This is a genomic window from Devosia sp. GW821-FHT12F11, assembly GCF_058806655.1.
The window spans coordinates 435,105-460,459 of the sequence record NZ_JBXAPX010000003.1 but is presented as its reverse complement, the minus strand read 5'-3'; the positions used below and the strand labels follow the sequence as shown (position 1 = coordinate 460,459).

29 protein-coding genes and 1 riboswitch are annotated in these 25,355 nt (G+C 64.4%); of the genes, 18 read left to right on the top strand and 11 right to left on the bottom strand.

All coding sequences use genetic code 11. The features are described from left to right. Positions 1-92: 92 nt before the first annotated feature. From AC1ROK_RS12310 to AC1ROK_RS12300, 3 genes are all read right to left on the bottom strand, one after another. Positions 93-965 carry a FecR family protein gene (locus AC1ROK_RS12310; protein WP_492847200.1) on the bottom strand — a complete coding sequence of 291 codons (873 nt, stop codon included), beginning with the start codon at positions 963-965 and terminating at the stop codon, positions 93-95. Between the two features lie 121 nt (positions 966-1,086). Beyond that, positions 1,087-1,722 (bottom strand): uracil-DNA glycosylase, encoded by a 636-nt coding sequence (locus AC1ROK_RS12305; RefSeq protein ID WP_492847198.1) that lies wholly within the window; start codon positions 1,720-1,722, stop codon positions 1,087-1,089. 111 nt (positions 1,723-1,833) lie between these two features. Then, complete coding sequence (locus AC1ROK_RS12300; RefSeq protein WP_492847196.1) at positions 1,834-2,445, bottom strand: LabA-like NYN domain-containing protein; 612 nt, start codon at positions 2,443-2,445, stop codon at positions 1,834-1,836. A gap of 347 nt (positions 2,446-2,792) precedes the next feature. On the opposite strand from AC1ROK_RS12300, the gene rpoZ reads away from it, so the two are divergent. The 10 genes from rpoZ (at position 2,793) to AC1ROK_RS12250 (ending at position 10,853) form a co-directional block, all read left to right on the top strand. Next, positions 2,793-3,161 carry a DNA-directed RNA polymerase subunit omega gene (gene rpoZ, locus AC1ROK_RS12295; protein WP_055878973.1) on the top strand — a complete coding sequence of 123 codons (369 nt, stop codon included), beginning with the start codon at positions 2,793-2,795 and terminating at the stop codon, positions 3,159-3,161. Between the two features lie 189 nt (positions 3,162-3,350). Next, positions 3,351-5,624, top strand: coding sequence for a RelA/SpoT family protein (locus tag AC1ROK_RS12290; protein WP_492847194.1), 2,274 nt, complete (start codon positions 3,351-3,353; stop codon positions 5,622-5,624). Continuing rightward, positions 5,621-6,205: an orotate phosphoribosyltransferase gene (gene pyrE / locus AC1ROK_RS12285; protein ID WP_492847191.1), complete on the top strand. Its 585-nt coding sequence runs from the start codon at positions 5,621-5,623 to the stop codon at positions 6,203-6,205. Before AC1ROK_RS12290 ends, pyrE begins: the two co-directional genes overlap by 4 nt. 49 nt (positions 6,206-6,254) lie before the next feature. Further along, entirely contained in the window at positions 6,255-6,674 is a 420-nt protein-coding gene (acpS, locus tag AC1ROK_RS12280) for a holo-ACP synthase (RefSeq protein ID WP_492847189.1), read from the top strand. Between the two features lie 30 nt (positions 6,675-6,704). Further along, entirely contained in the window at positions 6,705-7,469 is a 765-nt protein-coding gene (gene lepB / locus AC1ROK_RS12275; protein ID WP_492847187.1) for a signal peptidase I, read from the top strand. Then, positions 7,469-8,173, top strand: a complete 705-nt coding sequence (rnc, locus tag AC1ROK_RS12270; protein WP_326869799.1) for a ribonuclease III — start codon at positions 7,469-7,471, stop codon at positions 8,171-8,173. The genes lepB and rnc overlap by 1 nt, the downstream gene beginning before the upstream one ends. Continuing rightward, positions 8,170-9,120 carry a GTPase Era gene (era, locus tag AC1ROK_RS12265; RefSeq protein WP_492847185.1) on the top strand — a complete coding sequence of 317 codons (951 nt, stop codon included), beginning with the start codon at positions 8,170-8,172 and terminating at the stop codon, positions 9,118-9,120. The genes rnc and era overlap by 4 nt, the downstream gene beginning before the upstream one ends. 24 nt (positions 9,121-9,144) lie before the next feature. Then, positions 9,145-9,867: a DNA repair protein RecO gene (gene recO, locus AC1ROK_RS12260; RefSeq protein ID WP_492847183.1), complete on the top strand. Its 723-nt coding sequence runs from the start codon at positions 9,145-9,147 to the stop codon at positions 9,865-9,867. A gap of 43 nt (positions 9,868-9,910) precedes the next feature. Further along, on the top strand, positions 9,911-10,378 hold the full coding sequence (locus AC1ROK_RS12255; RefSeq protein ID WP_492847181.1) for an SRPBCC family protein: 468 nt from the start codon (positions 9,911-9,913) through the stop codon (positions 10,376-10,378). A 238-nt stretch (positions 10,379-10,616) separates the two neighbouring features. Then, positions 10,617-10,853: a GIY-YIG nuclease family protein gene (locus tag AC1ROK_RS12250; RefSeq protein ID WP_492847179.1), complete on the top strand. Its 237-nt coding sequence runs from the start codon at positions 10,617-10,619 to the stop codon at positions 10,851-10,853. Positions 10,854-10,934: 81 nt separating this feature from the next. On the opposite strand, the gene AC1ROK_RS12245 is transcribed toward AC1ROK_RS12250, so the two are convergent. The 4 genes from AC1ROK_RS12245 to AC1ROK_RS12230 all read right to left on the bottom strand — a co-directional run bounded on the left by AC1ROK_RS12245 (position 10,935) and on the right by AC1ROK_RS12230 (position 13,937). Next, positions 10,935-11,189 (bottom strand): DUF6898 family protein, encoded by a 255-nt coding sequence (locus AC1ROK_RS12245; RefSeq protein WP_492847177.1) that lies wholly within the window; start codon positions 11,187-11,189, stop codon positions 10,935-10,937. Between the two features lie 5 nt (positions 11,190-11,194). Beyond that, positions 11,195-12,460 carry a L,D-transpeptidase family protein gene (locus tag AC1ROK_RS12240; protein WP_492847175.1) on the bottom strand — a complete coding sequence of 422 codons (1,266 nt, stop codon included), beginning with the start codon at positions 12,458-12,460 and terminating at the stop codon, positions 11,195-11,197. Positions 12,461-12,752: 292 nt separating this feature from the next. Beyond that, complete coding sequence (gene ldtR / locus AC1ROK_RS12235; protein ID WP_055997842.1) at positions 12,753-13,262, bottom strand: transcriptional regulator LdtR; 510 nt, start codon at positions 13,260-13,262, stop codon at positions 12,753-12,755. A gap of 291 nt (positions 13,263-13,553) precedes the next feature. Further along, positions 13,554-13,937, bottom strand: a complete 384-nt coding sequence (locus AC1ROK_RS12230) for a DUF6163 family protein (RefSeq protein WP_492847173.1) — start codon at positions 13,935-13,937, stop codon at positions 13,554-13,556. 158 nt (positions 13,938-14,095) lie between these two features. Between AC1ROK_RS12230 and hemB the strand changes: the two genes are divergently transcribed. After that, entirely contained in the window at positions 14,096-15,109 is a 1,014-nt protein-coding gene (gene hemB / locus AC1ROK_RS12225) for a porphobilinogen synthase (RefSeq protein WP_492847171.1), read from the top strand. Here hemB and AC1ROK_RS12220 read toward each other — a convergent pair. Continuing rightward, complete coding sequence (locus AC1ROK_RS12220; RefSeq protein ID WP_492847169.1) at positions 15,106-15,528, bottom strand: hypothetical protein; 423 nt, start codon at positions 15,526-15,528, stop codon at positions 15,106-15,108. The two genes, hemB and AC1ROK_RS12220, sit on opposite strands and share 4 nt — an antisense overlap. 146 nt (positions 15,529-15,674) lie before the next feature. On the opposite strand from AC1ROK_RS12220, the gene AC1ROK_RS12215 reads away from it, so the two are divergent. Together AC1ROK_RS12215 and AC1ROK_RS12210 are read left to right on the top strand one after the other, a co-directional pair. Continuing rightward, positions 15,675-16,166: an RDD family protein gene (locus tag AC1ROK_RS12215; RefSeq protein WP_492847167.1), complete on the top strand. Its 492-nt coding sequence runs from the start codon at positions 15,675-15,677 to the stop codon at positions 16,164-16,166. Between the two features lie 95 nt (positions 16,167-16,261). Continuing rightward, positions 16,262-16,990, top strand: coding sequence for an arginyltransferase (locus AC1ROK_RS12210; RefSeq protein ID WP_492847165.1), 729 nt, complete (start codon positions 16,262-16,264; stop codon positions 16,988-16,990). Positions 16,991-16,993: 3 nt separating this feature from the next. On the opposite strand, the gene AC1ROK_RS12205 is transcribed toward AC1ROK_RS12210, so the two are convergent. Together AC1ROK_RS12205 and parC are read right to left on the bottom strand one after the other, a co-directional pair. Then, positions 16,994-17,905: a hypothetical protein gene (locus AC1ROK_RS12205; RefSeq protein WP_492847163.1), complete on the bottom strand. Its 912-nt coding sequence runs from the start codon at positions 17,903-17,905 to the stop codon at positions 16,994-16,996. A 29-nt stretch (positions 17,906-17,934) separates the two neighbouring features. Then, a complete protein-coding gene (parC, locus tag AC1ROK_RS12200) occupies positions 17,935-20,214 on the bottom strand; it encodes a DNA topoisomerase IV subunit A (protein WP_492847161.1) in 2,280 nt (759 codons plus the stop codon). Between the two features lie 181 nt (positions 20,215-20,395). On the opposite strand from parC, the gene AC1ROK_RS12195 reads away from it, so the two are divergent. Beyond that, positions 20,396-20,899: a SixA phosphatase family protein gene (locus AC1ROK_RS12195; protein ID WP_492847159.1), complete on the top strand. Its 504-nt coding sequence runs from the start codon at positions 20,396-20,398 to the stop codon at positions 20,897-20,899. Between the two features lie 40 nt (positions 20,900-20,939). Here AC1ROK_RS12195 and AC1ROK_RS12190 read toward each other — a convergent pair whose 3' ends face one another. Continuing rightward, positions 20,940-21,365 carry a BA14K family protein gene (locus AC1ROK_RS12190; protein ID WP_492847157.1) on the bottom strand — a complete coding sequence of 142 codons (426 nt, stop codon included), beginning with the start codon at positions 21,363-21,365 and terminating at the stop codon, positions 20,940-20,942. Between the two features lie 118 nt (positions 21,366-21,483). Further along, positions 21,484-21,566, top strand: a riboswitch (ZMP/ZTP riboswitch). A 137-nt stretch (positions 21,567-21,703) separates the two neighbouring features. On the opposite strand from AC1ROK_RS12190, the gene glyA reads away from it, so the two are divergent. The 4 genes from glyA (at position 21,704) to AC1ROK_RS12170 (ending at position 25,332) form a co-directional block, all read left to right on the top strand. Then, complete coding sequence (gene glyA / locus AC1ROK_RS12185; protein WP_492847155.1) at positions 21,704-23,008, top strand: serine hydroxymethyltransferase; 1,305 nt, start codon at positions 21,704-21,706, stop codon at positions 23,006-23,008. Between the two features lie 40 nt (positions 23,009-23,048). Then, on the top strand, positions 23,049-23,528 hold the full coding sequence (gene nrdR / locus AC1ROK_RS12180; protein ID WP_055997857.1) for a transcriptional regulator NrdR: 480 nt from the start codon (positions 23,049-23,051) through the stop codon (positions 23,526-23,528). Positions 23,529-23,610: 82 nt separating this feature from the next. After that, positions 23,611-24,111: a transcription antitermination factor NusB gene (gene nusB, locus AC1ROK_RS12175; RefSeq protein ID WP_492847152.1), complete on the top strand. Its 501-nt coding sequence runs from the start codon at positions 23,611-23,613 to the stop codon at positions 24,109-24,111. A gap of 6 nt (positions 24,112-24,117) precedes the next feature. Next, positions 24,118-25,332, top strand: a complete 1,215-nt coding sequence (locus tag AC1ROK_RS12170) for an MFS transporter (protein WP_492847150.1) — start codon at positions 24,118-24,120, stop codon at positions 25,330-25,332. Positions 25,333-25,355: the final 23 nt, after the last annotated feature.

The window sequence follows — 25,355 nt, the reverse complement described above, 5'->3', positions numbered from 1 at the left end:
CTGAGAAAAATCCGACTGACGAGGGTGTCACCGGCTCTCCGGGAGTGTCAACGGCGACCTTGGCCCACTCCAGCGCTCAATCGCTTGCGTCTTCAGGGATTGTTCTTGCCCTTGCCTTTGCCGGGGTTGCCCTGCTCCGTTGGGCCTTCATCGCCCTCGCCGCCGTTGCCGAGGCCGTTATTCCCCTTCGCTTCGCTCGGGGGAGGGGGGGGCGGTGGTGATTCCGGCACGGGCACGATCGGCGGTGGATCGGTCGCGGCGAGGCGACGGGGCGACTCGCGCTCGATCTGCACGGGTGTAATGCACTGAGCAGGGCGGGTGACGCGGAAGTCCCGCAGCAACCGCGACTGCGAGGCGACATAGGGGAAGGCACCGGCGACCTTGAGCCGCTCGGCCTCGCGCGTCACAATGTCGGCCTCGCGTTTCGACACCAGTTGCGCCACGCCGCAGCGCTCGCTGAGCGTCACGCATTCTCCCTTTGTCGGGCAGAGGATGACGGCACCGTGGAACAGCACGACGCTGGTTTGCCCCGTCCGGCCTTCGACGGTGAAGTCGAACTCGGTGCCGCGGATGCCGATCGTGCCGGTGGGCGTTGCGATCCTGTAGGCGTTCTTGTCGCCATTGCCGGTGATGAAGCGGAAGGTGCCGGCCAGTGCGTTGACCGCGAACTTCTCCGGCGTCCCGTCATTGCGCATCAGGTAGCGCTCGATCACGAGGCTCGAGCCGCGGCCGATCACGAGGCGGGTCTGGTCGGAGAATACCACCTGGACTTCGCCGTTGAGGCCGGTGACCACCGTCTCGCCTTCGCGCAGTTCGGAGCCCTTGAGCAGGCTGACCCGGGTTTGGCCGAAGCCGCCCGTCGCTTCAGGCCGGACCTCAGCGACCTGGCCAAGTGAATCCGCTGCCTTGGCATTCGCCGCCAGCAGTGCGACCAGCAGTACAAAGAAAATTCGAAGACGCGCCATGACCGTGGACCTTGGTCCCTGTCCGTTCGCATATTAAGACTTTGTTTACGTGCGAGTTCAACTGTCGATTTCGTGAGCACGACAGATGACGGCGGCGTTGCTCTTGGCCGGGACAGGTCGTCTACGCGGCAATTGCCCGCGCCGCGCGCCCCACAACGTCCTCGAACATCGCCGTGGTCAGTACACCCGTGTTCGTGTTGTAGCGCGAACAGTGATAGCTATCGAACAGCGTCGCACCGCTCGAAAGCTGGTGCTCGACGCCGTGGCCGAAGGCGAATCTCGAGCGCTTCTCGCCCAGCGTGGTCAGCAACGAATCGTGCGCGATGCGGCCCAGCGCCAGGAAGGCGCGGGGGCGGTGATGCGCGATTGCGGCGCCGAGAAACGGCCGGCAGGTCTTGATCTCGTCGCCGGTCGGCTTGTTCTGCGGCGGCACGCAGCGGACCGCATTGGCGATCAGCACGTTCTGCAACTCGAGCCCATCGTCCGGCCGTTGCTGGTAGTGCCCGGTAGCGAGGCCGAACTTTTCGAGCGTGGCGTAGAGCAGGTCGCCGGCATAGTCGCCGGTGAACGGACGGCCGGTGCGGTTGGCGCCCTTGAGGCCCGGAGCGAGGCCGACGATCATCAGCCCGGGATGGGCGTCGCCCCAGGTCGGCACCGGCGCGTTGAAGAAGTCCGGATAGGCGCGCTGGTTGTCGTGCCGGAAGGCCACGAGGCGAGGGCAGCGCGGACAATCATGCGGTGGGTTGGTCTCAGGCAATGGCAACCGTCGGGCGTTCAGGAAAGGTTGCAGACTTTTCCGGTTCGAACGCGCGACAATCAAGAGATTCCAGCATTGCTCGGTTCGATGAACGAGAAATGCTGGGGGTGCTCAGCTTTCCTTAGGGTCCACGGTCGCCATGGTGCGGTCAACCGGCGCGCTCCGTTCTACCTGCGCGGACGTGCGATCGACCGGCGGCGTACGGCCGACGATCTTGGCGAGATCGGCAACATCCATGAAGAAATCCGCCTGTCGGCGCAGATCGTCGGCGATCATCGGGGTCGGTGTGGTGAGTGTCGAGACCACGGTGACGCGCTTGCCCTTGCGCTGCAATGCCGCGACCAGCGCGGTGAAATCGCCGTCGCCGGAGAACAGCACCAGGTGGTCATAGTACTGGCTCATCTCGAGGGCATCGACAGTGAGCTCGATGTCCATATTGCCCTTGATCTTCCGGCGCCCCGAAGCGTCGGTGAACTCCTTGGCGGGCTTGGTGACGACGGTGAAGCCGTTATAGTCGAGCCAATCGATAAGGGGCCGGATCGAGGAGTACTCCTGGTCCTCGACCAGGGCAGTGTAGTAGTAGGCGCGCAGCAAGTACGACTTGGACTGAAACTCCGCGAGCAGCCGGCGATAGTCGATGTCGACGCCGATGGCCTTGCTGGTCGCATAGAGATTCGCGCCATCGATGAAGAGAACTATCTTCTCGCGCGGATCAATTGACATGCCTGTTCTCCTGACCGGGGCGGCCGGCCTCTCAGGCTGCCCGGCATAAACTATCATTGGCTTACCGCTAGGATCGAAGGGTAGCCCATTTAAGGCGTGGTCCGCTCCCTAAGTTCGGAATACGCGCTTAATCCCGGGAATTTGCAATCCCCATAAATTCGGAGCCACCCGGTCGGGATTCGGCCCGGCGAGCCAAGCCGTTGTTCCGTCACACGAAACAAAAACTGCGTAGCCCCTACGTCCCTGTGGTAAAAACACGCCGCCGTGTGCCGGGAGCGAAATCCTTGTGCCCACCGGCCACCTCGTGTATGAGGGCCGCTTGATCCCACAACATCCTGGAGACGTACGTGGCCCGCGTCACCGTCGAAGACTGCATTGAGAAGGTTGAGAACCGTTTCGACCTCGTGCTGATGTCCGCGCACCGCGCTCGCATGATCTCGGCTGGTTCGTCCATCACCGTCGATCGCGACAACGACAAGAACCCGGTCGTGGCGCTGCGCGAGATCGGCGATGGCACCATTTCCCCTGAAGACCTGCGGGAGGACCTGATCCACTCGCTGCAGAAATACGTCGAGGTCGACGAGCCCGAAAAGCACGCCGCTCCACTGCTCGATGCCAATGCCGACGAAGACAGCGACACCTTCGACACCATCAGCGAAGACGAACTGCTGCGCGGTATCGAATCCCTGGCTCCGCCGGAGCGCCGGGACGACTAAGCTCCGATTGATCGGCGGCTGATCTCGCATATATAGTCTTGAGGCGTCGGGCGTTTCCGCCCGGCGCTTTTTTGTTTGCATCGTCGCTCGGGCGAGATCAGGAAGGGTCGTGGGACGTTTCCGGGCAACCTCGCGCCGAAGAGACGTGAGCCGCCGAGGCGGGGCCGCGTAGGAGAGTGCGGTAACCCTATGATGCGTCAGTACGAACTCGTCGAACGGGTGCAGGCCTACAACCCGAATACCGACGAGGCACTGCTCAACAAGGCCTACGTCTATGCCATGCAGAAGCATGGCACGCAGAAGCGCGCCTCGGGTGACCCGTACTTTGCCCACCCGCTCGAAGTCGCCGCTATCCTCACCGACCTGAAGCTCGATGACGCCTCGATCGCCGTGGCGCTGCTGCACGACACCATCGAGGACACCGATGCGACCCGCGCTGAGATCGACCAGCTGTTCGGGCCGGAGATCGGCGCCATCGTCGATGGGCTGACCAAGATCGACCGGTTGCAGCTGGTGACCCGCGAGGAAGCGCAGGCCGAGAACCTCAGAAAGCTCCTGCTCGCCATCTCGGCCGATGTGCGCGTGCTGCTGGTCAAGCTCGCCGACCGGCTGCACAACATGCGCACGCTCGACTTCATGCCCGAGAACAAGCGTAAACGCATCGCCACCGAGACGATGGATATCTATGCGCCGCTGGCCGGCCGCATGGGCATGCAGGATATGCGCCAGGAGCTGGAGGATCTGGCATTCCGGGTGCTGCAGCCGGATCACTACAAGGCGATCACCGATCGGCTCGACGAGATGAAGTCGGAGTTCGCCGACACCATCAAGACCATCAAGACCGAGCTCAGCGAGAAGCTGAAGGGCGACGGCATCGACGCGCGGGTTTCGGCGCGGGTGAAATCGCCATGGTCGATCTTTACCAAGATCGAGCGCAAGCAAATCGCGCTGGAGCAGCTGTCAGACATGATCGGCTTCCGGGTGATCGTGCCGAGCGTGGCCGATTGCTACCGGGCGCTGGGGATCGTGCATACCAACTGGAAGGTCGTGCCCGGCCGCTTCAAGGACTACATCTCGGTCCCCAAGCACAACGACTACCGCTCGATCCACACCACCATCGTTGGGGTGGGGCGGCAGCGTGCCGAGCTGCAGATCCGCACCGAGGAGATGCACCGCATCGCCGAGCTCGGCATCGCCGCACATGCTCTCTACAAGGAGGGCGCCACCGACATCCACAAGATCGAGAACGAATCCAAGGCCTTCGTCTGGCTGCGTTCGACCATCAGTCACCTGACGGCCGGCTCGTCGACCGAGGATTTCCTCGAATACACCAAGCTCGAGCTGTTCCAGGACCAGGTGTTCTGCTTCACCCCGCGCGGCCGGCTGATCGCGCTGCCGCGCGGCGCGACGCCGATCGATTTCGCCTACGCACTCCACACCGACATCGGCGACACCTGCGTCGGCGCCAAGATCAACGGCCAGATCGTGCCGCTGGTGACCCAGCTGCGCTCCGGTGACGAAGTCGAGATCATTCGCGACCAGAACCACCTGCCACCGTCGAACTGGGAGACCATCGCCGCGACCGGCAAGGCCCGCGCCGCCATTCGCCGCGCGGTGCGGCTGCAGGCGCAGGCCCGCGCCTACGCGCTCGGCGAGCACATGGTTTCGATCCTGCTCGAGCGCGAAGGCACCGGGCTCGACGATGCCGAGTTCAAGCTGCTCGCCGAAGGGCTGAACCAACCGGGGAAGCGCGAACTGCTGATCGCGCTGGGCGAAGGCAAGATCGGCGGTGAAGACCTCGACACCCAGGTCATGGAGGTCAAAGGCATCAAGCGGCGGCGCAAGAAGATCGACCTGCCGGTGCCCGACAAGGCCGAGGGCTGGTTTGCGCTGAAGGCAACAGACGAGTTCCGCTTCCGCGTGCCGGGCAACCCGCGCTCCGGGCCAAGGGCCAAGGCGGCGCTGACCCAGCTCGATTTCAACACTCGTGTCGAGGTGTCGCCGGAGGGCGTGGTGCCAGGCGACCGGCTGGTCGGCATCATGACGCCGGATACCCCGATCATCATCTATCCGATCCATTCGGACGCGCTGTCCGAGCTCTACGACAGCGATGTCGCCTGGATCGACGTGCGCTGGGACGTGGCGGGCCGCGAAGACCGCGATCATCCCTGCGTCATCTCGATGCAGGCCCAGAACAAGCCGGGCTCGCTGGCCCAGATCTCCACGGTGATTGCCGCCTGCGAGGCCAACATCCATAATCTGGTGATGCGCATGGAATCGCCCGATTTCCATCGGTTCATCTTCCAGATCGAGGTCCGCGACCTCGCCCAACTCACCGACGTGCTGAACTCGCTGAAGCTGGCGGCCGGGATCTCGGATGTGCAGCGTGCGACGGTCGCCGAGGCCCGGGCGCTCGACCGACTGGAATGGACTGCGCCCGAACGGCAAGAGGAGCCCGCGTGACCACCGACGAAGTACTGGACCTGTTCCGTGAGAGCGGCGCGCTGCTCGAGGGGCATTTCATCCTCTCCTCAGGCCTGCGCTCACCGATCTTTTTGCAGAAGGCCAAGGTGTTCATGCACCCGGCCAAGGCGGAGAAGCTCTGCCGCGCGCTGGCGGAAAAGATCCGCGCCGAGGGCTATGGCGACGTCAGCCAGATTGTCTCCCCGGCGGTAGGCGGCATCATTCCTGGCTACGAGACGGCACGGCACCTGGGCGTGCCGGCAATCTACACCGAGCGCGTCGAGGGCAAGTTCGAGCTGCGCCGCGGCTTCGAACTGCAGCCGGGCGAGAAAGTGATCATCGTCGAGGATATCGTCTCGACCGGTATCTCGATCCGCGAGTGCATCGAGGCGATCAGGAAGACCGGCGCCAATGTGGTCGCCGCCGCTTGCCTGATCGACCGCTCCGCCGGCGAGGCGGAAGTCGGCGTGCCGCTGGTCTCGCTGGTCGAGTACAAGGTGCCGGCCTATCCGGCCGACGCATTGCCGCCCGAGCTGGCGGCCATCCCGGCGATCAAGCCGGGGTCGAGGGGGCTTTCGTGATGGCCGCTTGGATCACCGCGACTCTGGCGCGCAAGGCGGAGATGCACCTGTGATCATCGGGCTCGGCAACGACCTCTGCGACATCGGGCGCGTGCAGAAGGTGCTCGACAAGTACGGCGATCGCTTCACGCATCGGATCTTCACCGAGATCGAACGGCAGAAATCGGATCGCCGCGCACAGCGCGCAGCCTCCTACGCCAAGCGTTTCGCGGCCAAGGAAGCCTGCTCGAAGGCGCTGGGGACCGGCCTTAGTTTCGGCGTTTATTGGCGCGACATGGGCGTCGTGAACCTCCCCTCGGGCAAGCCGACCATGAAGTTGACCAATGGCGCTGCCCGCATCCTGGAGCGGCTTGTTCCGGCCGGTCACAAGCCACATATCCACCTGACCATTACCGACGACGGCGGCATGGCCCAGGCGTTCGTCATTATCGAGGCGCTGCCGGTTGACCAGGCGGCGACCCTCCCGTAACCACTTGACCCCTAGGGGTAGAGGCGAGAAATGAGCCAGTCCATGTCGAAAGCCGAAGCCAAGGCCGGCAAGAAGAAGAACGAGCTGCTCGAGACGATCATCGTGATCATCGAGGCGCTGGCGATCGCCTTGATCTTCCGGACGTTCCTCTACCAGCCGTTCTCGATCCCCACCGCTTCGATGCAGCAGACGCTGATGATCGGCGACTATTTCATCGCCAACAAGTGGACCTGGGGCTTTGGCAAATACTCGTTCCCGATCGCCCTGCCGTTCAACGGCCGCATCTTCGGCAGCGAGCCCAAGCGCGGCGACGTGGCGGTGTTCCGCAACGAGATCACCAACGAAGACTACATCAAGCGCGTCATCGGCATGCCGGGCGACCGCATCCAGATGAAAGAGGGTCGGCTCTACATCAACGGCACCATGGTCGAGCGCGAGCAGACCGGCACGGCGACCGATACCGACAGCTATATGACCACCGTGCCGGTGACCGTCTACACCGAGACGCTGCCCAATGGCGTCAAGCACACCATCCAGGAAATCTCCGATAACGAACAGCTCGACAACACCGCCGAGTACGTCGTTCCGGCCGGGCATTTCTTCATGATGGGCGACAACCGCGATCGCTCGGCCGACAGCCGCGTGCTGAGCCAGGTCGGCTACGTGCCCCTCGACAACCTGATCGGCAAGGCCGAGGCGCGGTTCTTCTCGATCAAGAACAACCTGCCGCCGTGGCAGCTGTGGGAATGGCCGGCCAACGTTCGTTGGGACCGGATGTTCCAGTCCGTGAACTGATGGCGAAGGGACGCTCGCACGAAAAGCTCGAAGCTCGTCTGGGATATCGCTTTGCCGACCCGGACCTGCTTGATCGGGCGCTGACTCACTCCAGCGCCGTTTCTCCCGGCAAGCGCATCGAGCGCTCCTACCAGCGGCTCGAGTTCCTTGGCGATCGCGTCCTCGGCCTTGTGGTTGCCGATATGCTGTATCGCCGGATGCCCAAGGCCAATGAAGGCGAGCTGTCGCGCTCGCTCAACACCCTGGTGCGCAAGGAAACCTGCGCTGCCATCGCCCGGCAGCTCGACCTCGGCTCCGAGATGAATCTCGGCGACAGCGAGGCGCGGACCGGTGGCGCCAACAAGGACGCCATCCTCGGCGACATCGCCGAAGCGGTGATCGGCGCCATCTTCTGCGATGGTGGGCTGGGCCAGGCCTACGAGATCGTCGAGCGGCTGTTCGGCGAACAGCTTGACCATGCCGGGCATGTCCGCGCCGACCCCAAGACCACGTTGCAGGAATGGGCGCAGGGCAGGGGGCTCGAGCCGCCGCTCTATGCCGAGATCGAGCGCACCGGTCCCGACCACGCGCCGGAATTCACCATTGCCGTGCGGCTGGGCGATTTCCCCGCCATCACCGCCACCGGCCCCTCCAAAAAGCTCGCCGAGCACAAGGCCGCCGAGGCTTTCCTGATCCGCGAGAAAGTCTGGCGCGACACGATATGACCGACAAGAACGAAATGCCCGAGGCAGCCGAGCTGCCGGTGGCCGGCGAAAATACCCGCTGCGGCTTCGTCGCGCTGGTCGGTGCGCCGAACGCCGGCAAGTCGACGCTGCTCAACTCGCTGGTGGGCACCAAGGTTTCGATCGTCACGCACAAGGCGCAGACGACGCGCTCGATGATCCGTGGCGTGGTGACCGAAGGCGACGGCCAGATCGTCTTCATCGACACCCCGGGCATCTTCGCGCCCAAGCGGCGGCTCGATCGCGCCATGGTCGAGGCTGCCTGGACCGGCGCGGGCGATGCCGACCTCGTCGCCCTGATCGTCGATGCTGAGCGTGGCGTCACCCCGGAAATCGAGGCGCTGCTTCAGGGGCTCGAGAACGTCCCGCACCCCAAGGTGCTGGTGCTCAACAAGGTCGACCTGATCAAGCCGGAAAAGCTGCTCAAGCTGGCCGAGTCTCTCAACGGGCGCCTGCGCTTCGAACAGACCTTCATGGTCTCAGCCCTGACCGGCAGCGGCGTGCAGGACTTCCTCAACTGGGCCCTGAAGCGCATCCCGCTCGGCCCCTGGCACTTCCCCGAGGATCAACTCACCGACCTGACGCTGCAGATCACCGCTGCGGAAGTCACGCGCGAGAAGCTGTTCCTCCGCGTCCATGACGAAATCCCCTACAACGCCACGGTCGAGGGCGAGAAGTTCACCATCAACAAGGATGGCTCGTACCGGATCGACCAGGTGATCTACGTCACCCGCGACACGCACAAGAAAATCGTGCTTGGCGCCGGCGGCCAGACCATCAAGGCGATCGGCGCCGAGGCGCGCAAGGAACTGATGGAAATCTTCGAGGTGCCGGTGCACCTGTTCATTTTCGTCAAGGTTCGCGAAAAATGGGGCGACGACCCCGAGCGCTATCGCGAGATGGGGCTGGAGTATCCGCACCAGAAGTGAGGGCGCGCCGCGGCGCGACGGTCCATGCAATGGGACGGTGAAGGCCTCATTGTCGGCGTCCGCCGACACGGCGAGTCGAGCGTCATCGCCGAGGTGATGGTCGAGGGCAGGGGGCGGCATCTCGGGCTGATCCGTGGTGGACGATCCTCGAAGCTCGCAGCAACGCTGCAGCCGGGAAACTCCGTGCAGGTCAGCTGGCGCGCCCGGCTGGAAGAGCACCTGGGCACCTTTACGCTGGAGCTGCTGGAGGCACGCGCCGCCGGACTGATCGCCGACCGGGTGAAGCTCTATGCCAGCCAGATCGTCTGCGAGCACCTGCGGCTGCTGCCGGAGCGCGATCCGCACGATCGCCTGCTCGGCCTCGCCATCCGCATCCTCGACCAGGAGGGCTCGGTGCTCGAACTCGGCGCCTCGGTGGCGCGCTTCGAGTTGATCCTGCTCGACGAGCTGGGCTTCGGTCTTGATCTCTCGAGTTGCGCCGCAACCGGCACGACGCGCGATCTGACCCATGTTTCGCCCAAATCCGGCCGGGCCGTCAGTCGCGCCGCCGCCGAACCCTACCTGTCGCGGCTGTTGCGGCTGCCGCCGTTCCTGATCAGTAGCGCCGACCCCACGCCCGAAGATGTCGGCAACGCCTTCGTGCTGACCGGGCACTTCCTCGATATGCATGTCTGGCTGCCGCGCCAGCTCGAACCGCCGGCGATCCGCGAAACGTTCATCGAGCTGGTGTCCAGGCCTACCAATTGATCCATCGGCGCGCCTCGCGCGTTGCTGTCCCAAGGAGAGGGCCATGGCCGAGCATCTGCGCATCGACACCGCGTCGCGGATCATCGCCGCGCCTCCCGAGACGATCTATCAGGCGTTCGTCGATCGGGACGCACTGCTGGCCTGGCTCCCGCCCGACGGCATGACCGGCGAGATCCTTGAATTCGAGCCGCGCCCCGGCGGCACTTTCCGCATGGCGCTGCACTACAGCGTGCCCGGGCACGGCAAGACCACTGAGGACACCGATGTGGTGGACTCGGAGTTCGCCGAGTTGGTCCCCGCTCACCGTGTGGTGCAACTGGTGCGCTTCAAGAGCGACGACCCTGCCTTCGCCGGCACCATGCGCATGGTCTGGGACCTCGAGCCTGCCAATGGCGGCACCCGCGTGATCTTCCTTGCAGAGGACGTGCCGCCGGGTATCAGCAAGGAAGATCACGATAGCGGGCTGCGATCGTCGCTGGAGAACCTGGCGCGGTATGTGGAGGGGAAGTAGGGGCTGACGGGAGATCGGTGAATCAATGGTGGCATGTCCAACCGTAGTTCAGGAACTCCAAGCGTCCCCCACCCACGGTGTCACCCCGGCGAAGGTCGGGGCCCATCCTGAGATGCTGAGGTGAGTCGAAGCGCACAACCGCCCGCTGACGAACAACGCGAAGCATGCTTGAGTGCAAGGATGCGCAAGATCTTCATCGTCTACATTATGGCGAGCCGCAAAAACGGGACGCTCTACGTTGGCGTTAGCGGAGTTCCCGAGCATCTGGCAGCATAAGAACGATTGGTTCGAAGGCTTCACCAAACGCTACGGCGTCAAGCGGCTCGTCTGGTTCGAAGTGCATGAAGATGCCGAGGCCGCCATTCAGCAGGAGAAACAGCTGAAGGAGTGGCATCGGGCATGGAAGATCCGGTTCATCGAGGCACGCAATCCCGAGTGGCGCGATCTATATCCGGAGGTGACCGGCGAGCGGTGACTTACAGCAACATCTCAGGATGGGCCCCGGCCTTCGCCGGGGTGACTCCGCGGGTGGCTAGAGCTGGGCAGAACTCAGGTGCTAAGCGTACTTCGCCGGCTTCGGGCCAGGTGGCGGGGGCGGCTCCTCGATGCCGAGTCTGCGGCGCAGCTTGCCGAGCGCCAGCGATTGCATCTGGAAGCGGGTGGCGGTCAGCGGCGTGATCACCACCACTTCAGTGCCGGTTGCCTCGTCGATGGCGGCGACGCGCATCTGCTGGCCGAGTTGCGTGAACTCGAAGAGGACTCTATGCCCGGAAGGTTGTTGGCCGGACGGACGATTGTCGGGTCCGGCCATCGTGATCAGCCTTCGCCGAAGTTGACGATGCCCTGCGCGTCGAACTGATAGACGTCGTCGCGGAAGCTCACCGTGCCCTGCCGGTTGGCCCAGGCGGTGATGTAGGTGGTGTGGATCGGGATCTGCACGTCGAGCTTGATGTCCTCGCGCATACCCTGTTCCCACGCGGCCATGACGCTTTCGGGGGTCCAGCCGCCACCATTGTCGCGCAGCAGCCACGCGACCAGCTCTTCGATGTTCTCGCAGCGCATGCAGCCCGAGGAGTGGAAGCGGGCGTTTTCCCCGAACAGCGCCTTCTGCGGCGTGTCGTGCATGTAGACGTCGTACTTGTTGTAGAAATCGATCTTGCAGTGACCCATCGAGTTCTCTCCGCCCGGATCCTGCCGGAAGGTGTACTTCACCGCCTCGGTGGTCTGCCAGTTGATGGCGGTCGGGGGAATTTCGTTGCCCTTGCCGTCGAAGATACGGATGCGGAACTTGGTCAGGTATTCCGGATCCTCGTTCATGTACTTGATCATGTCCTTCTCGATGATGCTCTTGGGCACCGTCCAGTAAGGATTGAACTTCACCTGGAAGATCTTGGAATTGAGGATCGGCGTGGCGCGGTCGACCTTGCCGACCACCGAGTTGTGGCGCTGAACCACCTGCGCGCCTTCGACCGCCTCGACCGTCGCGGCCGGGATGTTCACGGCGACGTAGCGATCGGAGAGCGCCGAGGCCCACTGATCGATGCGCTGCGCGTTGAGGCGGAGCTGGTTGAGGCGATAGTCGGCCGGCACTGAGAGCGCGTAGAAGGTCGCTTCGTCCACCGTTCCGTTGATGACGAGGCCATGGCGCGCCTGGAACAGGCGCACGGCAGCGTCGAGCCCAGCGTCGAATTCATCGTTGACGCGCTTTTCGAGCGGCATGTCGCCGTTGATCATCAGGCGGCGCTTCAGGAGAGCCGCTGCGCGACGCGACTCGCCCAGCTTCAGCCCGAAGGTTTCCCGCGTCGGTGCTTCCCAGCTGCCATTGGCGGCGATGAACGCTTCATAGTTCTGGATCGCCAGCTGCAGGTTGTACGAGGTGTCGTAGCTGAGGATCGGTTCGATCGTGTCGACCAGGCTCTTGGCGGTGGCGGTGTTGCCTTCCTGATCGACGTTCTTGATCCGCTTCTCTTTGTTGAACGAGTCCCAGAAGTTGTCTTCCTGCGCCCTGGCGATGGCCGGCATCGCCAGGCCGGCTCCCATCGCCGCCATGGAGGTCAGGAGATTCCGTCGATTCAGCCGCATCAAGTCACCCAAAGTCGCCATTCCGAGAGGTTGTCCCTCATAGCATCGGCCCCAGTATGGCTCCAACGCGGTCAAGCAGGTGTGAACTGCCGGCCGTTTGAACGCACAAAACCCAGGGACTTGCAGTGACGAGGGATCAGCCTGCAATTGCTTCGATGCATAGCCGTATTCTGGGCATAAATAAGAAACGCCGGCTTAAAGCCGGCGTTTGCTGAACCTGCTGTGGCCGAGATGCCACACTGGTTGGGGCGGAGCGCGCTCCACCCGAAGTCAGAGCAAGCTCTGCCCGGGATCAGAGCTTGTAGAGGATCTGGTCGACCCAGAAGCGCTCCAGGCGGCCGAGCGCTTTGTTGAGGCCCTCGAACGTCTCGCCGTTGAGGCCGCCGACCTTCTCGATCGACTTCAGGTGACGATCGTAGAGCTCGTCGATCACCTCGGCCACTTCCTCCCCCTTGGGAGTGAGGCGGATGCGGACTGAACGGCGGTCGGAACGCGAACGCTCCTGGAAGATGTAACCAGTCTCGACCAGCTTCTTGAGATTGTACGAGACGTTCGAGCCGAGGTAGTAGCCACGCGAGCGCAGCTCGCCGGCGGTCATCTCGGCGTCGCCGATGTTGAACATGAGCAGCGCCTGGACGGGGTTGATATCGTCCCAGCCCATCCGGTCGAACTCGTCCTTGATCAGGTCGAGCAGCCGGCGATGGAGCCGTTCGACACGGCTGACGGCTTCTAGGTAGAGCGGCTTCAGCCCGAGAGCTTCTTCCGGAACCATTGCCTCTGCGGCGTTGGATTTGATTGCCATTGTTGCCTCACTGTCCTGTCGTCTTGCGCGATTTCTTCGCGTCTCATAGGCCCCAAACTACGGGGGCCCAAATAAGATGGCCTTAAGCCGTAGACTTAAAACTATCTTACGGAAAAAGTTCAGGAATTTGGCTTTACGAGAGGTAACCGCAGGTCAGAAAATTGTAACCTGAATCGTCCGTTACCCGCCGCATGTCTCCCGAAAGTGGGTACCGGTTTCGGGACAAAGACATGCGCAAAGAACGGCTAAGGCGCACGAGCGCATCTGCAAGATCGCGACGCGCCTTAGGCTTCAGTCGTGGGCGCGGCGCAGCCGGAAGCTGAGGAAGAACAGCACCGCGATGCCGCCGACCAGCAGCAGCCTGAGGGCAAACCCAAAGGCGCCCATCTCGGCGCCGGGCACTCCGCCCAGGTAGAGCGCCAGCTCGACGAGGGTGGCGCCGACCAGCAGAACGGCGCCCCAGCTGGCGCGGATCCACAGGCCCACCGCGGCGAACAGCCGGGCGAGGCAGAACACCGTGAGGAAGGCAAAGCCCGTCGGCCCGAGCTGGGCGATGGGGCTGACGGAGCCGGAGGAAACCCCGAGCAGGCGGGACGCATCGGCAAGGCCGAGCAGCAGCGCGATGATCGCGATGATCCTCAGATAGCGCCCGGCAAGTTCGCTCTTGAAATCCATCCGGCGTGGATAGCGCGGATGGCCGGGTGCGACAAGCGCAAGCCTTGGCGCAGGACTGCAGTGCCTGATAGAAGCGCGGCGACCAAGCCGAACGCTCGCAGGAAAAGGTGCGGACCTTTCCGGTTCGCGAGCGCGATCACCAATACTCGGAACGCCCCATGAGCACGAACTGGCCCAAGCACGATATGAGCTTTCTCGGCGGGCGGCGGCAACGCCGGCTGCGCGGCACCGGCTGGATGCGCAACATGGTGCGCGAAACGGTGCTGACGCCGCATGACCTGATCTGGCCGCTGTTCATCATCGAAGGGCACAACGAGCGCACCGCCATCCGCACGCTCCCCGGCGTCGAGCGGCTGAGCGTCGATCTCGTGGTCGAAGCGGCCAAGGCCGCCGCCGCCGAGGGCATCCCGGCGCTGGCGCTGTTCCCCAATACCCAGGACGATCGCCGCAACGCCGATGGCAGCGAAGCCTGGAACCCGGACAACCTGACCGCGCAGGCGCTGTGCGCCATCCGCGATGCCGGCGTCGATATCGGGCTCATCACCGACGTGGCGCTCGACGAGTATTCGTCCGACGGCCAGGACGGGCTGGTCCGCGATGGCGAGATCCTCAACGACGAGACGGTCGAGGCGATGGTCAAGGCCGCGCTGATGCAGGCGAGGGCAGGGGCCGACGTCATCGCCCCGTCCGACATGATGGATGGCCGCGTTGCCGCCATTCGCCGGGCGCTCGATGCCGAGGGCTTCGATCACGTCGCCATCATGGCCTACTCGGCCAAGTTCGCCTCGGTCTTTTACGGCCCGTTCCGCGAGGCGGTCGGCTCGGGCAGCCGGCTCATTGGCGACAAGCGTACCTACCAACTCGACTACGCCAATTCGGACGAGGCGCTGCGCGAAGTGGCGCAGGATATCGCCGAAGGCGCCGACATGGTGATGGTGAAGCCGGGGCTGCCTTATCTCGATATCGTGCAGCGCGTGAGCGACGCGTTCGACGTGCCGCTGTTCGCCTATCAGGTGTCGGGCGAGTACGCGATGATCCGCTTCGCAGCCGAAGCCGGGGCCATCAACGGCGAGGGCGCCATGCTGGAGAGTCTGATGGCCTTCAAGCGGGCCGGGTGCGATGGCGTGCTGACCTACTTCGCGCTCGAGGCGGCGCGCCTGCTCAACACCTAGCGGCGCAGGGGGCGCTTGCAGCCGATCAGATATCGATACGCCTGCCGCCGCTGCAGGTCCCCGATAGTTTCGATGGCGGGGACACCGATCCTGCTGGAGAGGTGCAGGACGAGGTCTGCTCCGACGCAAAGTCCGACATGCGCGCCCCAACTGTCGGGATTGTCGTGAACGAGCACCAGGTCGAACGGCTCCATTCGCTCAGCTTCGGCCGTATAGTCCCGATCCTGCCACAACTCGTCGGATCGCAGGTCGGGCAGGACGAAGCCGTGATGGCGGAGCACGGCGTAGGCGTATTGCTGGCAGTTCGCGCCGCCCTCGACCCCAAGCACGCCGGGCGCGCCTGGAAAATGGCCGGCATTGTAGCGCACAGCCCTCAGATGCGGCGGAATGGCAATGCTGGAACGGCTCAGATCAAGCAAGTCGACTCCCACGATTGCTCGCCCGGACGGGCAGGCTACCGAGCAGACTGGCGTTACGCTCGGCCGCTGGCCAGGGATTTTTCGGGCTCCCACTTGTGTGGGACCTCATGGTCCCCATCTTTCCCCTCATGAACCAGGGCAACACCATGAGCGACCATCTTCCCGACCCGTCCAACGCGCCGGAACTGTTCGATGGCGTGCTGCTGCGTCGCGCTGCGGCGTGGCTGATCGACTGCGTGATCATCACCTTCATCACCATCGCCGCACTGCTGGTCGGTGGCATTTTCGGCATCGTGACGCTGGGGCTCGGGCTGCTGGCGCTGCCCATCATCATCCCGGTGGCGATCCTCGGCTATTATGCGGCTACGCTGGGCTCGCCGATGCGGGCCACGGTCGGCATGCAGATGATGGATATCGTGCTGACGCCCGTGCGCGGTACGCCGCTCAACGGCTGGAGCATCCTCATCCACCCGATCCTGTTCTGGGTGACGGTGTGGATTTCCTGGCCGTTCTCGATCCTGTTCGCGCTGTTCACGCCCCGTCAGCAGATGCTGCACGACCTCGTCGTGGGCACGCTGATGCTGCGCCGCTCACCGATGCAGCGGTTCTGGCGCTCGGGCGGCATGCACTCGGCCTGATCCAGAGGCACTGATCGTGGTGCGCTGAGGCATGATGAGCCATTGCCGGGCCATCGGGTCACGTCTATCCTCTGGGCATCGCTCGAAGGACGACGATGACCGATCAGACGCCCGAGAACACCCAGCTCTTCCTTACGGCGGCCATGCCGTGTCCGTATCTGCCGGGCCGTCAGGAACGCAAGCTCTTCACTCACCTGACCGGCCGCCGCGCCGCCTCGCTCCACCACCTGTTGAGCGATAACGGCTTCCGCCGCAGCCAGAACCTGATCTACCGGCCGGCTTGCGATGGCTGCTCGGCCTGCCAATCGGTCCGCATCGTGGCGCAGGAATTCGTGCCGTCGGCGCGCTACCGGCGCATTCGCAAGGCCAACGCCGACATCGCGGTCGAGGTTTGCCAGCCGCGCGCCACCGCCGAGCAGTTCGCGCTGTTCAAGCGCTATCTGGATGCCCGCCATGCGGGCGGCGGCATGACCCAGATGAGCTTCGTCGACTACGAGTACATGGTCGAGGATACCCCGGTGCAGACGGTGGTGGTCGAGTACCGGCTCACCTCGCATCCGCGGCGACCTCTGGTGGCCGTCGCGCTGACCGACGTGATGCCGGACGGGCTGTCGATGGTCTACAGCTTCTACGACCCGCTGCTCGACAAGCGCGGGCTCGGCAACCTGCTGATCCTCGACCATATCGAGCAGGTCAAGCTCGCCGCACTCACCTATGTCTATCTCGGCTACTGGGTGAAGGACTCGCCCAAGATGGCCTATAAGGGCCAGTTCCGCCCGCTCGAGGTGCAGCGCGGCCCATTGGGCTGGCGGCGGCTCGAATAGCCGTCAGGCCTTTCCGCGCAGGCGGCGTGAGAATGACCGCACCTGCTGCAGCAGCGGAAACCACAGCGGACGCAACCTCTCGCTTAGCGACCATCCGGCCTTGACCGGATGATAGATGCGGTCGCGCTGGCGAAATTTACGCGGCGATTGCACGAAGTAGCTGAAGGCACGCGGCGGCCGGTAGGCATGCGTCGTGCTCGACGCCATCAGGTCTTCGAAGGTTCCGTCATAATGCAGGCCGCGACGCTCGGGTGGCGTCAGCGCGTCGTAGCCGCCGATCTCGGCGATCGAAAAGCCGCCGGCCCGTGCCATCGAAGGCAGCACCATCTCGAAATGCCCGCGCCAACCCGCCTGCAGCAGGCCAGCGCGGTAATGCTCGATTAGCTGTCGCGACAGACGTGAGATCGGCATGAAGGCGATGAGCGGGTCATCCGGAGCCGCCTCGGGTTGCTCGTAGATGGGGGCGAAGTAGAAGTCCCGATCGGCGCTGAGGGGCCGGAGCCGCGTGGTCAGCAAGTCGCCCTCGTAGGCCGCTGCGGCGCGGAAGAAAGTCGCCCAGTGACCTGAAAAGTCGACGTCGTATTCGACCAGCCAGAGGCGATCATAGCCGGCAAGCCTGGGGTTGAGGAAGGCGGTCATCCAGACCAGATCCACGTAGCCCCACGGGGTCGCGCGCTGCAGGTGTTCCTGGTAGCGCAGCGGGAAATGCGCTGCGGTCTCCGCCATTCGCAGCACGAGGTCGGGTGCCATCCCATGGGGGAAGCCGACCTCCTCATCGCCTTGCTGATAGGCGAGAAACACGTCGAGAACCGGACCGGCCTCACGCTTGAGCCGCGCATAGTGTCTGGCGATTTCCGGTCCCCAGACGTGGGTCACGAACACGGCACAGTCACGCCGCCCGACGTCGGGCTTCATTCTGGTCTCGGTCAATTCCAGCGTCCGCGCTAGCCGACAAACTTGTTGTTGCGCGGGAAACCCGTCGGGGGTTGCCTGCCGGCGGAGGCACGATCGCCCAGCCATTCGGTCAGCTCGGCCATGGACTTGCTGAAGGTGCGGCCGGAGGAGTCGGTCCAGGTGAGGCCGACCCCGGAGGGGAACGTCTTGAGGTCGCTGAGCCCGCCATCCTTGTACTTCTGCAGCCGCACGCCTTTGCCGCGGCCCATCTCGGGCAGTTGCTCAAGCGGGAACACCACCATCTTGCGGTTCTCGCCGATCACCGCGAGCATGTCGCCCTCGACCGGCGCGATCAGCCGTGCTTCCTCGGTATCGCCGACGTTGAGCACCTGCTTGCCCTTGCGGGTGTTGGCAATCAACTCGTCCTCTGCGACGACGAAGCCGTCGCCCTTGCGCGAGGCAATGACGCGCTTGCGGCCCGGCCGGTAGACGAAGAGATCGACGAGGTCCTGGCCCTCCTCGATATCGACCATCAGCCGCACCGGCTCGCCCTGGCTGCGTCCGCCCGGCAGGCGGTCACCCGCGAGGGTGAAGACCTTGCCGCCGGTGGAGAGCAGCAACAGCTTGTCGGTGGTCTGGGCATGCAGGAACAGTTTCAGCCGGTCGCCGGTCTTGAAGCCCTTGTCGTCGATCTCGGTGGTGTGGCCGCGCATCGAGCGGATCCAGCCCTTTTCCGAAAGGATCACCGTGATCGGCTCGCGCTCGATCATCTGCGTCGCCACTTCCTCGTGGTCGATATCCATCGCTTCGGAGAAATCGGTCCTGCGGCCCCAGCGCGGGTGGCGCGTGACACCATCCTTCTCGAACTTGGGGTAGGCCTTCTTGAGGTCGCCGATCTGCTTGGCGATCTCGCCCCACTGCTTCTTGTCCGAGGCGATGAGGGCGTTGAGATGCGCCTGCTCTTCGCTCAGCGTCTTGTGCTCGGTGCGGAGCTCGATTTCCTCGAGCTTGCGCAGCGAGCGCAGCCGCATGTTGAGGATCGCTTCGGCCTGCACGTCGCTCAGGTTGAAGGTCGCCATCAGCGACGCCTTGGCATCATCCTCCTCGCGGATGATGCGGATCACCTCATCGAGGTTGAGATAGGCGACGATATAGCCGTCGAGCACTTCGAGCCGGCGGGCGATCTCGGCCAGCCGGTTGTTGGTGCGGCGCACCAGCACGTCCTTGCGGTGCTCGAGCCAGGCGACGATGGCCTCTTTGAGGCTCATCACCCGCGGCACGACCCCGCGATCGAGGACGTTCATATTGAGCGAGATGCGCTGCTCGAGGTCGCTCAGCTTGAACAGCTGCTCCATCAGGATGGCCGGGTCGACCGTGCCTGCGCGTGGCTCGATGACCAGGCGGACGTCGTCGGCGCTCTCGTCGCGGATGTCCTTGAGCAGTGGCAGCTTCTTGTTGAGCAGCAGCTCGGCGATCTTTTCGACCAGCTTGGACTTCTGCACCCCATAGGGGATTTCGGTGACGACGATCTGGTAGACGCCGCGCCCCTTGTCCTCGCGCTCCCAGCGGGCGCGCAGACGGAACGAGCCGCGGCCGGTCTCGTAGGAATTGAGGATCGAGGCCTGGCTTTCCACCAGGATGCCGCCGGTCGGAAAATCCGGACCGGGGATGTAGCGCATCAGATCGGCGGTGGTGGTGCTGTCGCGCCCGTTGTTGATCAGGTGCAGCGCCGCGTCGCAGATCTCATCGACGTTGTGCGGCGGGATCGACGTCGCCATGCCGACGGCGATGCCAGTCGAGCCGTTGGCTAACAGGTTCGGGAAGTTGGCGGGCAGCACCGAGGGTTCCTCGGTGGCGCCGTCATAAGTCGGCTTGAAGTCGACCGCGTTCTCGCCGAGGCCCTCGAGCAGCCGCGAGGCCACCTCGGTCATGCGCGCTTCGGTGTAGCGGTAGGCCGCCGCCCCATCGCCGTCGATATTGCCGAAGTTCCCCTGGCCGTCGACCAGCGGGTAGCGCATGGCAAAATCCTGCGCCAGGCGGACCATGGCGTCATAGATCGACTGGTCGCCGTGCGGGTGGAAGCTACCGATCACGTCGCCGACCACCTTGGCCGACTTCTTGTAGGCGCCGCCGGGATCGAGGCGCAGCAGCCGCATGGCATGGAGAATCCGGCGATGCACCGGCTTCAGGCCGTCGCGGGCATCGGGCAGGGCGCGCTGGGTGATGGTGGAGAGGGCGTAGGAGAGGTAGCGCTCCTCGAGCGCCTCGCGGAGATCCACGACCCGCTTGTTCTCGCCATCGGGCGGGAGGGTATCGGGATCGTCGCTCATCGGGTGGTCTCAGTCATGCGAATCATTTTCGCACTATAGCGATTGGGGCCTCGAACCGGGCGTGCAGCAAGGCCGCATCCCCGAAGTTTAGCGGTTCGTCGCAGCCGGCCTGACGTGGGAGCAAAACCCGAGAAGCGCCGCAACGGGTTGCGCCGGCAACGGCTTGCGCTACGATCACCACATGCTTCGCCTCATCCTTGTTCGCCATGCCAAATCCGCCTGGGACGATCCGGGGCTGACCGATTTCGACCGACCGTTGGCGCTGCGTGGTATCGCGGCGGCGGCATGGATCGGCGACACCCTGACCAAGCACGGCTGGTTGCCCGACCGCATCGTCTGCTCCACCTCACGCCGCACGCGCGAAACGCTGGAACTTGCAATGGCCCGCCTGCCGGCCAACGGTCCCAGACCTGACGTGGTCTGGAGCGATGCCGTCTACGACCGGCGCGACCATGACTATCTGGGCCTGATCGCAGAGCAGGGGGGCGACACAAAAGTGCTGATGCTGGTGGGGCACAACAGCGCCACCGAGAACACAGCGCTGGCACTGAGCGCTGGCGGTGAGGCCTTGGGGAATTTTCCGACTGCAGGCATCGCTGTGATCGACTGTGAGGTCTCTGACTGGATGGAGCTGGCGCCTCGCTGCGGGCGCCTGCTGCATTTTCTGCGGCCGCCGAAGGGGTAGCCCGGGACGGGGCGCCGCAAGGGGCGCCCCGATGCTGCAATCAGAGATTGCAGCGATGGTAGCGGCCATCATAGCCAAGGAACATGTCGGTCTCGGCGTTGTACGAGCGATAGCGCGCCTCGCAGGCTGCGACATGACCATCGAAGCCGTCATAGCGGTCGACGTTGCGGTTCATGCTGCCGACGATTGCGGCGCCCACGGCAAAGCCGAAGATGCCGGCGGCGACGCCGCCGAGGTTCGGCTGGTTCCAGCGATACCAGTTGCGGTACTCGTTGGTGCCCCACCGATTGTGATTGCGGCGCCAGTCATCGCAACCGCGCCAGTTCGGGTGATCGAGGCAGCGCTCCGAAACGTAGCGCTGCTGCTGGCCGATACTGATATTGACGGAAGCCGCGCTGGCAGGGGCGGGGATCATCATGATGCCGGCAAGACCGGTACCGATAATCGCGGAGGCGAGCTTTTTCATGTGAGACTCCTGGTCTTCTTGTTATCGACGCTTGCCCTGACAACGTGCAGCGACACGCATAGTTGCTGCGGAGGCAGGGGGCAGGGGCTTTCATCGGCCGGCCAGTTCTGCGATAACGGGGCGTTCGCGCGACTGGCGAGATCAGATGGGGCACCATCGGGGAACGCGAACGAGCAGCTGCCGCTCGCCTGGGCACCCAACCGAAACCCCATGGGAGCCCGCATGAACCGGACCATCCAAAGATATTGCCAGGCTGTCGTCAGCTTGGAATCGCTTGGGCCAGCGTGCTACACGCACGCCAACCGAAACCCCAATCCTTCTGCCCCGGGAGACGCCAAATGAGCGCCGCCACGTCCCTTCCGCTCTTTCCCCGCTTCTTCACCAACACGCTGGCCGAGACCGATCCTGAGATCGCCGAGGCCATCAAGCTGGAACTCGGTCGGCAGCAGCACGAGATCGAACTGATCGCGTCCGAGAACATCGTGTCCAAGGCCGTGCTCGAGGCCCAGGGCTCGATCATGACCAACAAGTACGCCGAGGGTTACCCGGGCAAGCGCTATTACGGCGGCTGCCAGTACGTCGACATCGCCGAGAACCTCGCGATCGAGCGTGCCAAGGAGCTGTTCGGCGCCAACTTCGCCAACGTCCAGCCGAACTCCGGCTCACAGATGAACCAGGCGGTGTTCCTGGCGCTGCTCGAGCCCGGCGACACCTTCATGGGCCTCGACCTGAACTCGGGCGGTCACCTGACGCACGGCTCGCCCGTCAATATGAGCGGCAAGTGGTTCAAGGTCGTCTCCTATGGCGTGCGCCAGGACGATCACCTGCTCGACATGGATGAAGTCGCCCGTCTCGCCCGCGAGCACAAGCCCAAGCTGATCCTCGCGGGCGGCACCGCCTATTCCCGCGTGTGGGATTGGGCCCGCTTCCGCGAGATCGCCGATGAAGTCGGCGCCTTCCTGATGGTCGACATGGCGCACATCGCTGGGCTCGTCGCCGGCGGCGTGCACCCCTCGCCGGTGCCGCACGCACACGTCACGACCACCACCACGCACAAGTCGCTCCGCGGCCCGCGCGGCGGCATGATCCTTTGCAACGACGAGGCGATCGCCAAGAAGATCAACTCGGCGGTGTTCCCGGGCCTGCAGGGCGGGCCGCTGATGCACGTCATCGCGGCCAAGGCGGTGGCCTTCAAGGAGGCGCTGCAGCCCGAGTTCAAGGCCTACGCCCGCCAGGTGGTGGCCAATGCCCGCACCCTCGCGGCGACGCTGATCGAGAACGGTCTCGACGTGGTTTCCGGCGGCACCGACAACCACCTGATGCTGGTGGACCTGCGCAAGAAGAACGCCACCGGCAAGCGGGCGGAAGCCGGCCTCGGTCGCGCCTACATCACCTGCAACAAGAACGGCATCCCGTTCGACCCGGAGAAGCCGTTCGTCACCTCGGGCATCCGTCTGGGCACCCCGGCGGCAACCAGCCGTGGCTTCGGCGAGGCCGAGTTCCGCGAGATCGGCAAGCTGATCGTCGAGGTGCTGGATGGCCTGCGTGAAGCCAACTCCGACGAAGGCAATGCCGCCGTCGAAGCGGCGGTGCGCGACAAGGTCATGGCGTTGACCTCGCGCTTCCCGATCTACGCCGACTGAGCATAGCTTCGCTTTCGCGGAGCATCCCTGGAGCCTACCGATGCGCTGCCCCTATTGCGGAAACGACGACACGCAGGTCAAGGACAGCCGGCCGACCGAGGACTCCAACGCCATCCGTCGCCGCAGGATCTGTAATGCCTGCGGCGGCCGTTTCACCACCTTCGAGCGCGTGCAGCTGCGCGAGCTGCTGGTGGTCAAGAAATCCGGCCGCAAGGTGCCGTTCGACCGCGACAAGCTGGCTCGCTCGGTGGGCACGGCGCTCAGGAAGCGCGACGTCGAGCCCGAGCGGGTTGAGCGCATGATCTCGGGCGTGGTGCGCCAGCTCGAAAGCCTCGGCGATGTCGAGGTGACTTCCGATCAAATCGGCGAGTTCGTCATGGAGGGGCTGAAGGGCCTCGACGATGTCGCCTTCGTGCGCTTTGCCTCGGTTTACAAGAACTTCTCCGCGGCTGACGATTTCCGCTCATTCCTGACCGAGCTCGGCAACGACGAGCGCCTGAAGCCCAATCACGACGATTGAGATTGCGGTTCGTGCGCCCAGTGGCTAAGCCAAGGGCAGAACATTGCGCGCTTCGGCGCGCACAACAGAATGACTTTCCAATATGGCCCAGCCCAAGCCGCGTGATCCCTCCGCGCCCCGCACCGCCAACCAGCGCGGTGCGGCCCGCCTCGCCGCCGTCCAGGCCCTCTATCAGATGGATGTCGGCCGCCAGACGCTCGAGGATACGCTCAGCCAGTTCAGCGCCATCCACGTCGGCCGAGAGGTCGAGGGCGAGGAGTATCTGCCGGCCGATGCCGATTTCTTCCGCCAGATCGTTACCGGCGTCATCAAGGCGCAGCTGCAGATCGATCCGGCGGTCGACAACGCGCTGGTCGACGGCTGGCCGATGCCCCGCATCGACGCAACGCTGCGCGCAATCCTCCGGGCCGCGACCTTCGAGTTGCTGCGGCGCAAGGACATCCCGGCGCGCGTGGTGATCACCGAGTACGTCGACGTCGCCAAGGCGTTCTACGAGGATGACGCCCCCAAGATGGTCAACGCAGTTCTCGACGGCGTGGCCCGAGCGGCCGGCCGCGAAGACGAAGCGGCGAGAGCCAGGTAGGGCAGGATGGACGAGCGCGCCACCAGCATAGGCTCGCCGCTCCGCAATATCGGTCTGCTCGCCGTGGCCCAGGCGATCCTCGGCTCGAACCAGGCGATCATCATGTCGATCGCCTCGCTGACCGCCGCGACCATGGTCGCCGACAAGGGCTTTGCCACTGTCCCCGTCACCCTGATGATCATCGGCACCGCGCTGGCCACCGGGCCGGCGGCGCTGCTGATCCACTCGCTGGGCCGGCGAGAAGGGCTGATGCTCGGCGCCTCGATCGCCATTCCCGCGGGTGTGATTGCGGCGCTCTCGGCCTGGCTCGACCAGTTCTGGTTATTCTGCCTCGCACTTGCCGTGTTCGGTATCCCGGCGGCGTTCGCCAACCAGTACCGCTTCGCCGCGGCCGACAGCGTGCCGCCCAACCTCAAGTCGCGGGCCATCTCCTGGGTGCTGTTCGGTGGTGTGGTGGCGGGCTTTCTCGGCCCGCAGATCAGCGCCCACACCAAGGGCTGGATTCCCGGGCATGAATTCGCCGCCACCTATCTGGTGATGGGTCTGCTGGCCCTGGTTGCCATCGCGGTGATCAGCCGCACGCGCCTGGCGCCGACAGTAAAACGGGCGGAAGACCGCAAGGCTGGCCGTCCGCTGGGGGTGCTGCTGCGCGACACCGGCATCTGGGTGCCGATGCTCGTCGCTGCGATCAGCTACTCGCTGATGGTGCTGGTGATGGTCGCAGCGCCGCTGGCCATGGTCTATGTCTGCGGCCACACCACCGAGGAGGCGGCGTTCGCCATCCAGTGGCACATCGTCGCCATGTTCGCCCCGAGCTTCGTCACTGGGGCGATCATCCAGCGCATCGGCGCCAGGCTGACGGCAGCGCTTGGCTTGCTGCTGATTCTCTTCGCAGCCGGCGTCAACCTGCACGGCATCACCACGCTGCACTTCGATATTTCGTTGATTCTGCTTGGTGTTGGCTGGAATTTTGGATTCATCGCCGCAACCGCCATGCTCGCCGCCGCCTATCGGCCGGAAGAGGCTGCCAAGGTACAGGCCGCCAATGAGCAGGTGGTGTTCGGCGTCATGGCGCTGGCCTCGATCGCCTCCGGCCTGTTGCTGCAACTGATCGGCTGGGAAGCCATCAACCTGCTGGCCATCCCGGTCGCCGCCGCGGCGATCCTGGCGCTGGCATGGGTGAGCTTTCGGCCGAGCAGGGCGCAGGGGCAGGCGGGTTAGCTTTCGGGCACGCCCCACTCTCT

Coding starts and splice junctions, on each gene's coding strand:
- AC1ROK_RS12310 (WP_492847200.1), bottom strand. CDS start 965: ATGGCGCGTCTTCGAATTTTCTTTGTACTGCTGGTCGCACTGCTGGCG.
- AC1ROK_RS12300 (WP_492847196.1), bottom strand. CDS start 2,445: ATGTCAATTGATCCGCGCGAGAAGATAGTTCTCTTCATCGATGGCGCG.
- AC1ROK_RS12290 (WP_492847194.1), top strand. CDS start 3,351: ATGATGCGTCAGTACGAACTCGTCGAACGGGTGCAGGCCTACAACCCG.
- lepB (WP_492847187.1), top strand. CDS start 6,705: ATGAGCCAGTCCATGTCGAAAGCCGAAGCCAAGGCCGGCAAGAAGAAG.
- rnc (WP_326869799.1), top strand. CDS start 7,469: ATGGCGAAGGGACGCTCGCACGAAAAGCTCGAAGCTCGTCTGGGATAT.
- era (WP_492847185.1), top strand. CDS start 8,170: ATGACCGACAAGAACGAAATGCCCGAGGCAGCCGAGCTGCCGGTGGCC.
- recO (WP_492847183.1), top strand. CDS start 9,145: ATGCAATGGGACGGTGAAGGCCTCATTGTCGGCGTCCGCCGACACGGC.
- AC1ROK_RS12255 (WP_492847181.1), top strand. CDS start 9,911: ATGGCCGAGCATCTGCGCATCGACACCGCGTCGCGGATCATCGCCGCG.
- AC1ROK_RS12245 (WP_492847177.1), bottom strand. CDS start 11,189: ATGGCCGGACCCGACAATCGTCCGTCCGGCCAACAACCTTCCGGGCAT.
- AC1ROK_RS12240 (WP_492847175.1), bottom strand. CDS start 12,460: ATGCGGCTGAATCGACGGAATCTCCTGACCTCCATGGCGGCGATGGGA.
- ldtR (WP_055997842.1), bottom strand. CDS start 13,262: ATGGCAATCAAATCCAACGCCGCAGAGGCAATGGTTCCGGAAGAAGCT.
- AC1ROK_RS12230 (WP_492847173.1), bottom strand. CDS start 13,937: ATGGATTTCAAGAGCGAACTTGCCGGGCGCTATCTGAGGATCATCGCG.
- hemB (WP_492847171.1), top strand. CDS start 14,096: ATGAGCACGAACTGGCCCAAGCACGATATGAGCTTTCTCGGCGGGCGG.
- AC1ROK_RS12215 (WP_492847167.1), top strand. CDS start 15,675: ATGAGCGACCATCTTCCCGACCCGTCCAACGCGCCGGAACTGTTCGAT.
- AC1ROK_RS12210 (WP_492847165.1), top strand. CDS start 16,262: ATGACCGATCAGACGCCCGAGAACACCCAGCTCTTCCTTACGGCGGCC.
- AC1ROK_RS12205 (WP_492847163.1), bottom strand. CDS start 17,905: ATGAAGCCCGACGTCGGGCGGCGTGACTGTGCCGTGTTCGTGACCCAC.
- parC (WP_492847161.1), bottom strand. CDS start 20,214: ATGAGCGACGATCCCGATACCCTCCCGCCCGATGGCGAGAACAAGCGG.
- AC1ROK_RS12195 (WP_492847159.1), top strand. CDS start 20,396: ATGCTTCGCCTCATCCTTGTTCGCCATGCCAAATCCGCCTGGGACGAT.
- AC1ROK_RS12190 (WP_492847157.1), bottom strand. CDS start 21,365: ATGAAAAAGCTCGCCTCCGCGATTATCGGTACCGGTCTTGCCGGCATC.
- glyA (WP_492847155.1), top strand. CDS start 21,704: ATGAGCGCCGCCACGTCCCTTCCGCTCTTTCCCCGCTTCTTCACCAAC.
- nrdR (WP_055997857.1), top strand. CDS start 23,049: ATGCGCTGCCCCTATTGCGGAAACGACGACACGCAGGTCAAGGACAGC.
- nusB (WP_492847152.1), top strand. CDS start 23,611: ATGGCCCAGCCCAAGCCGCGTGATCCCTCCGCGCCCCGCACCGCCAAC.
- AC1ROK_RS12170 (WP_492847150.1), top strand. CDS start 24,118: ATGGACGAGCGCGCCACCAGCATAGGCTCGCCGCTCCGCAATATCGGT.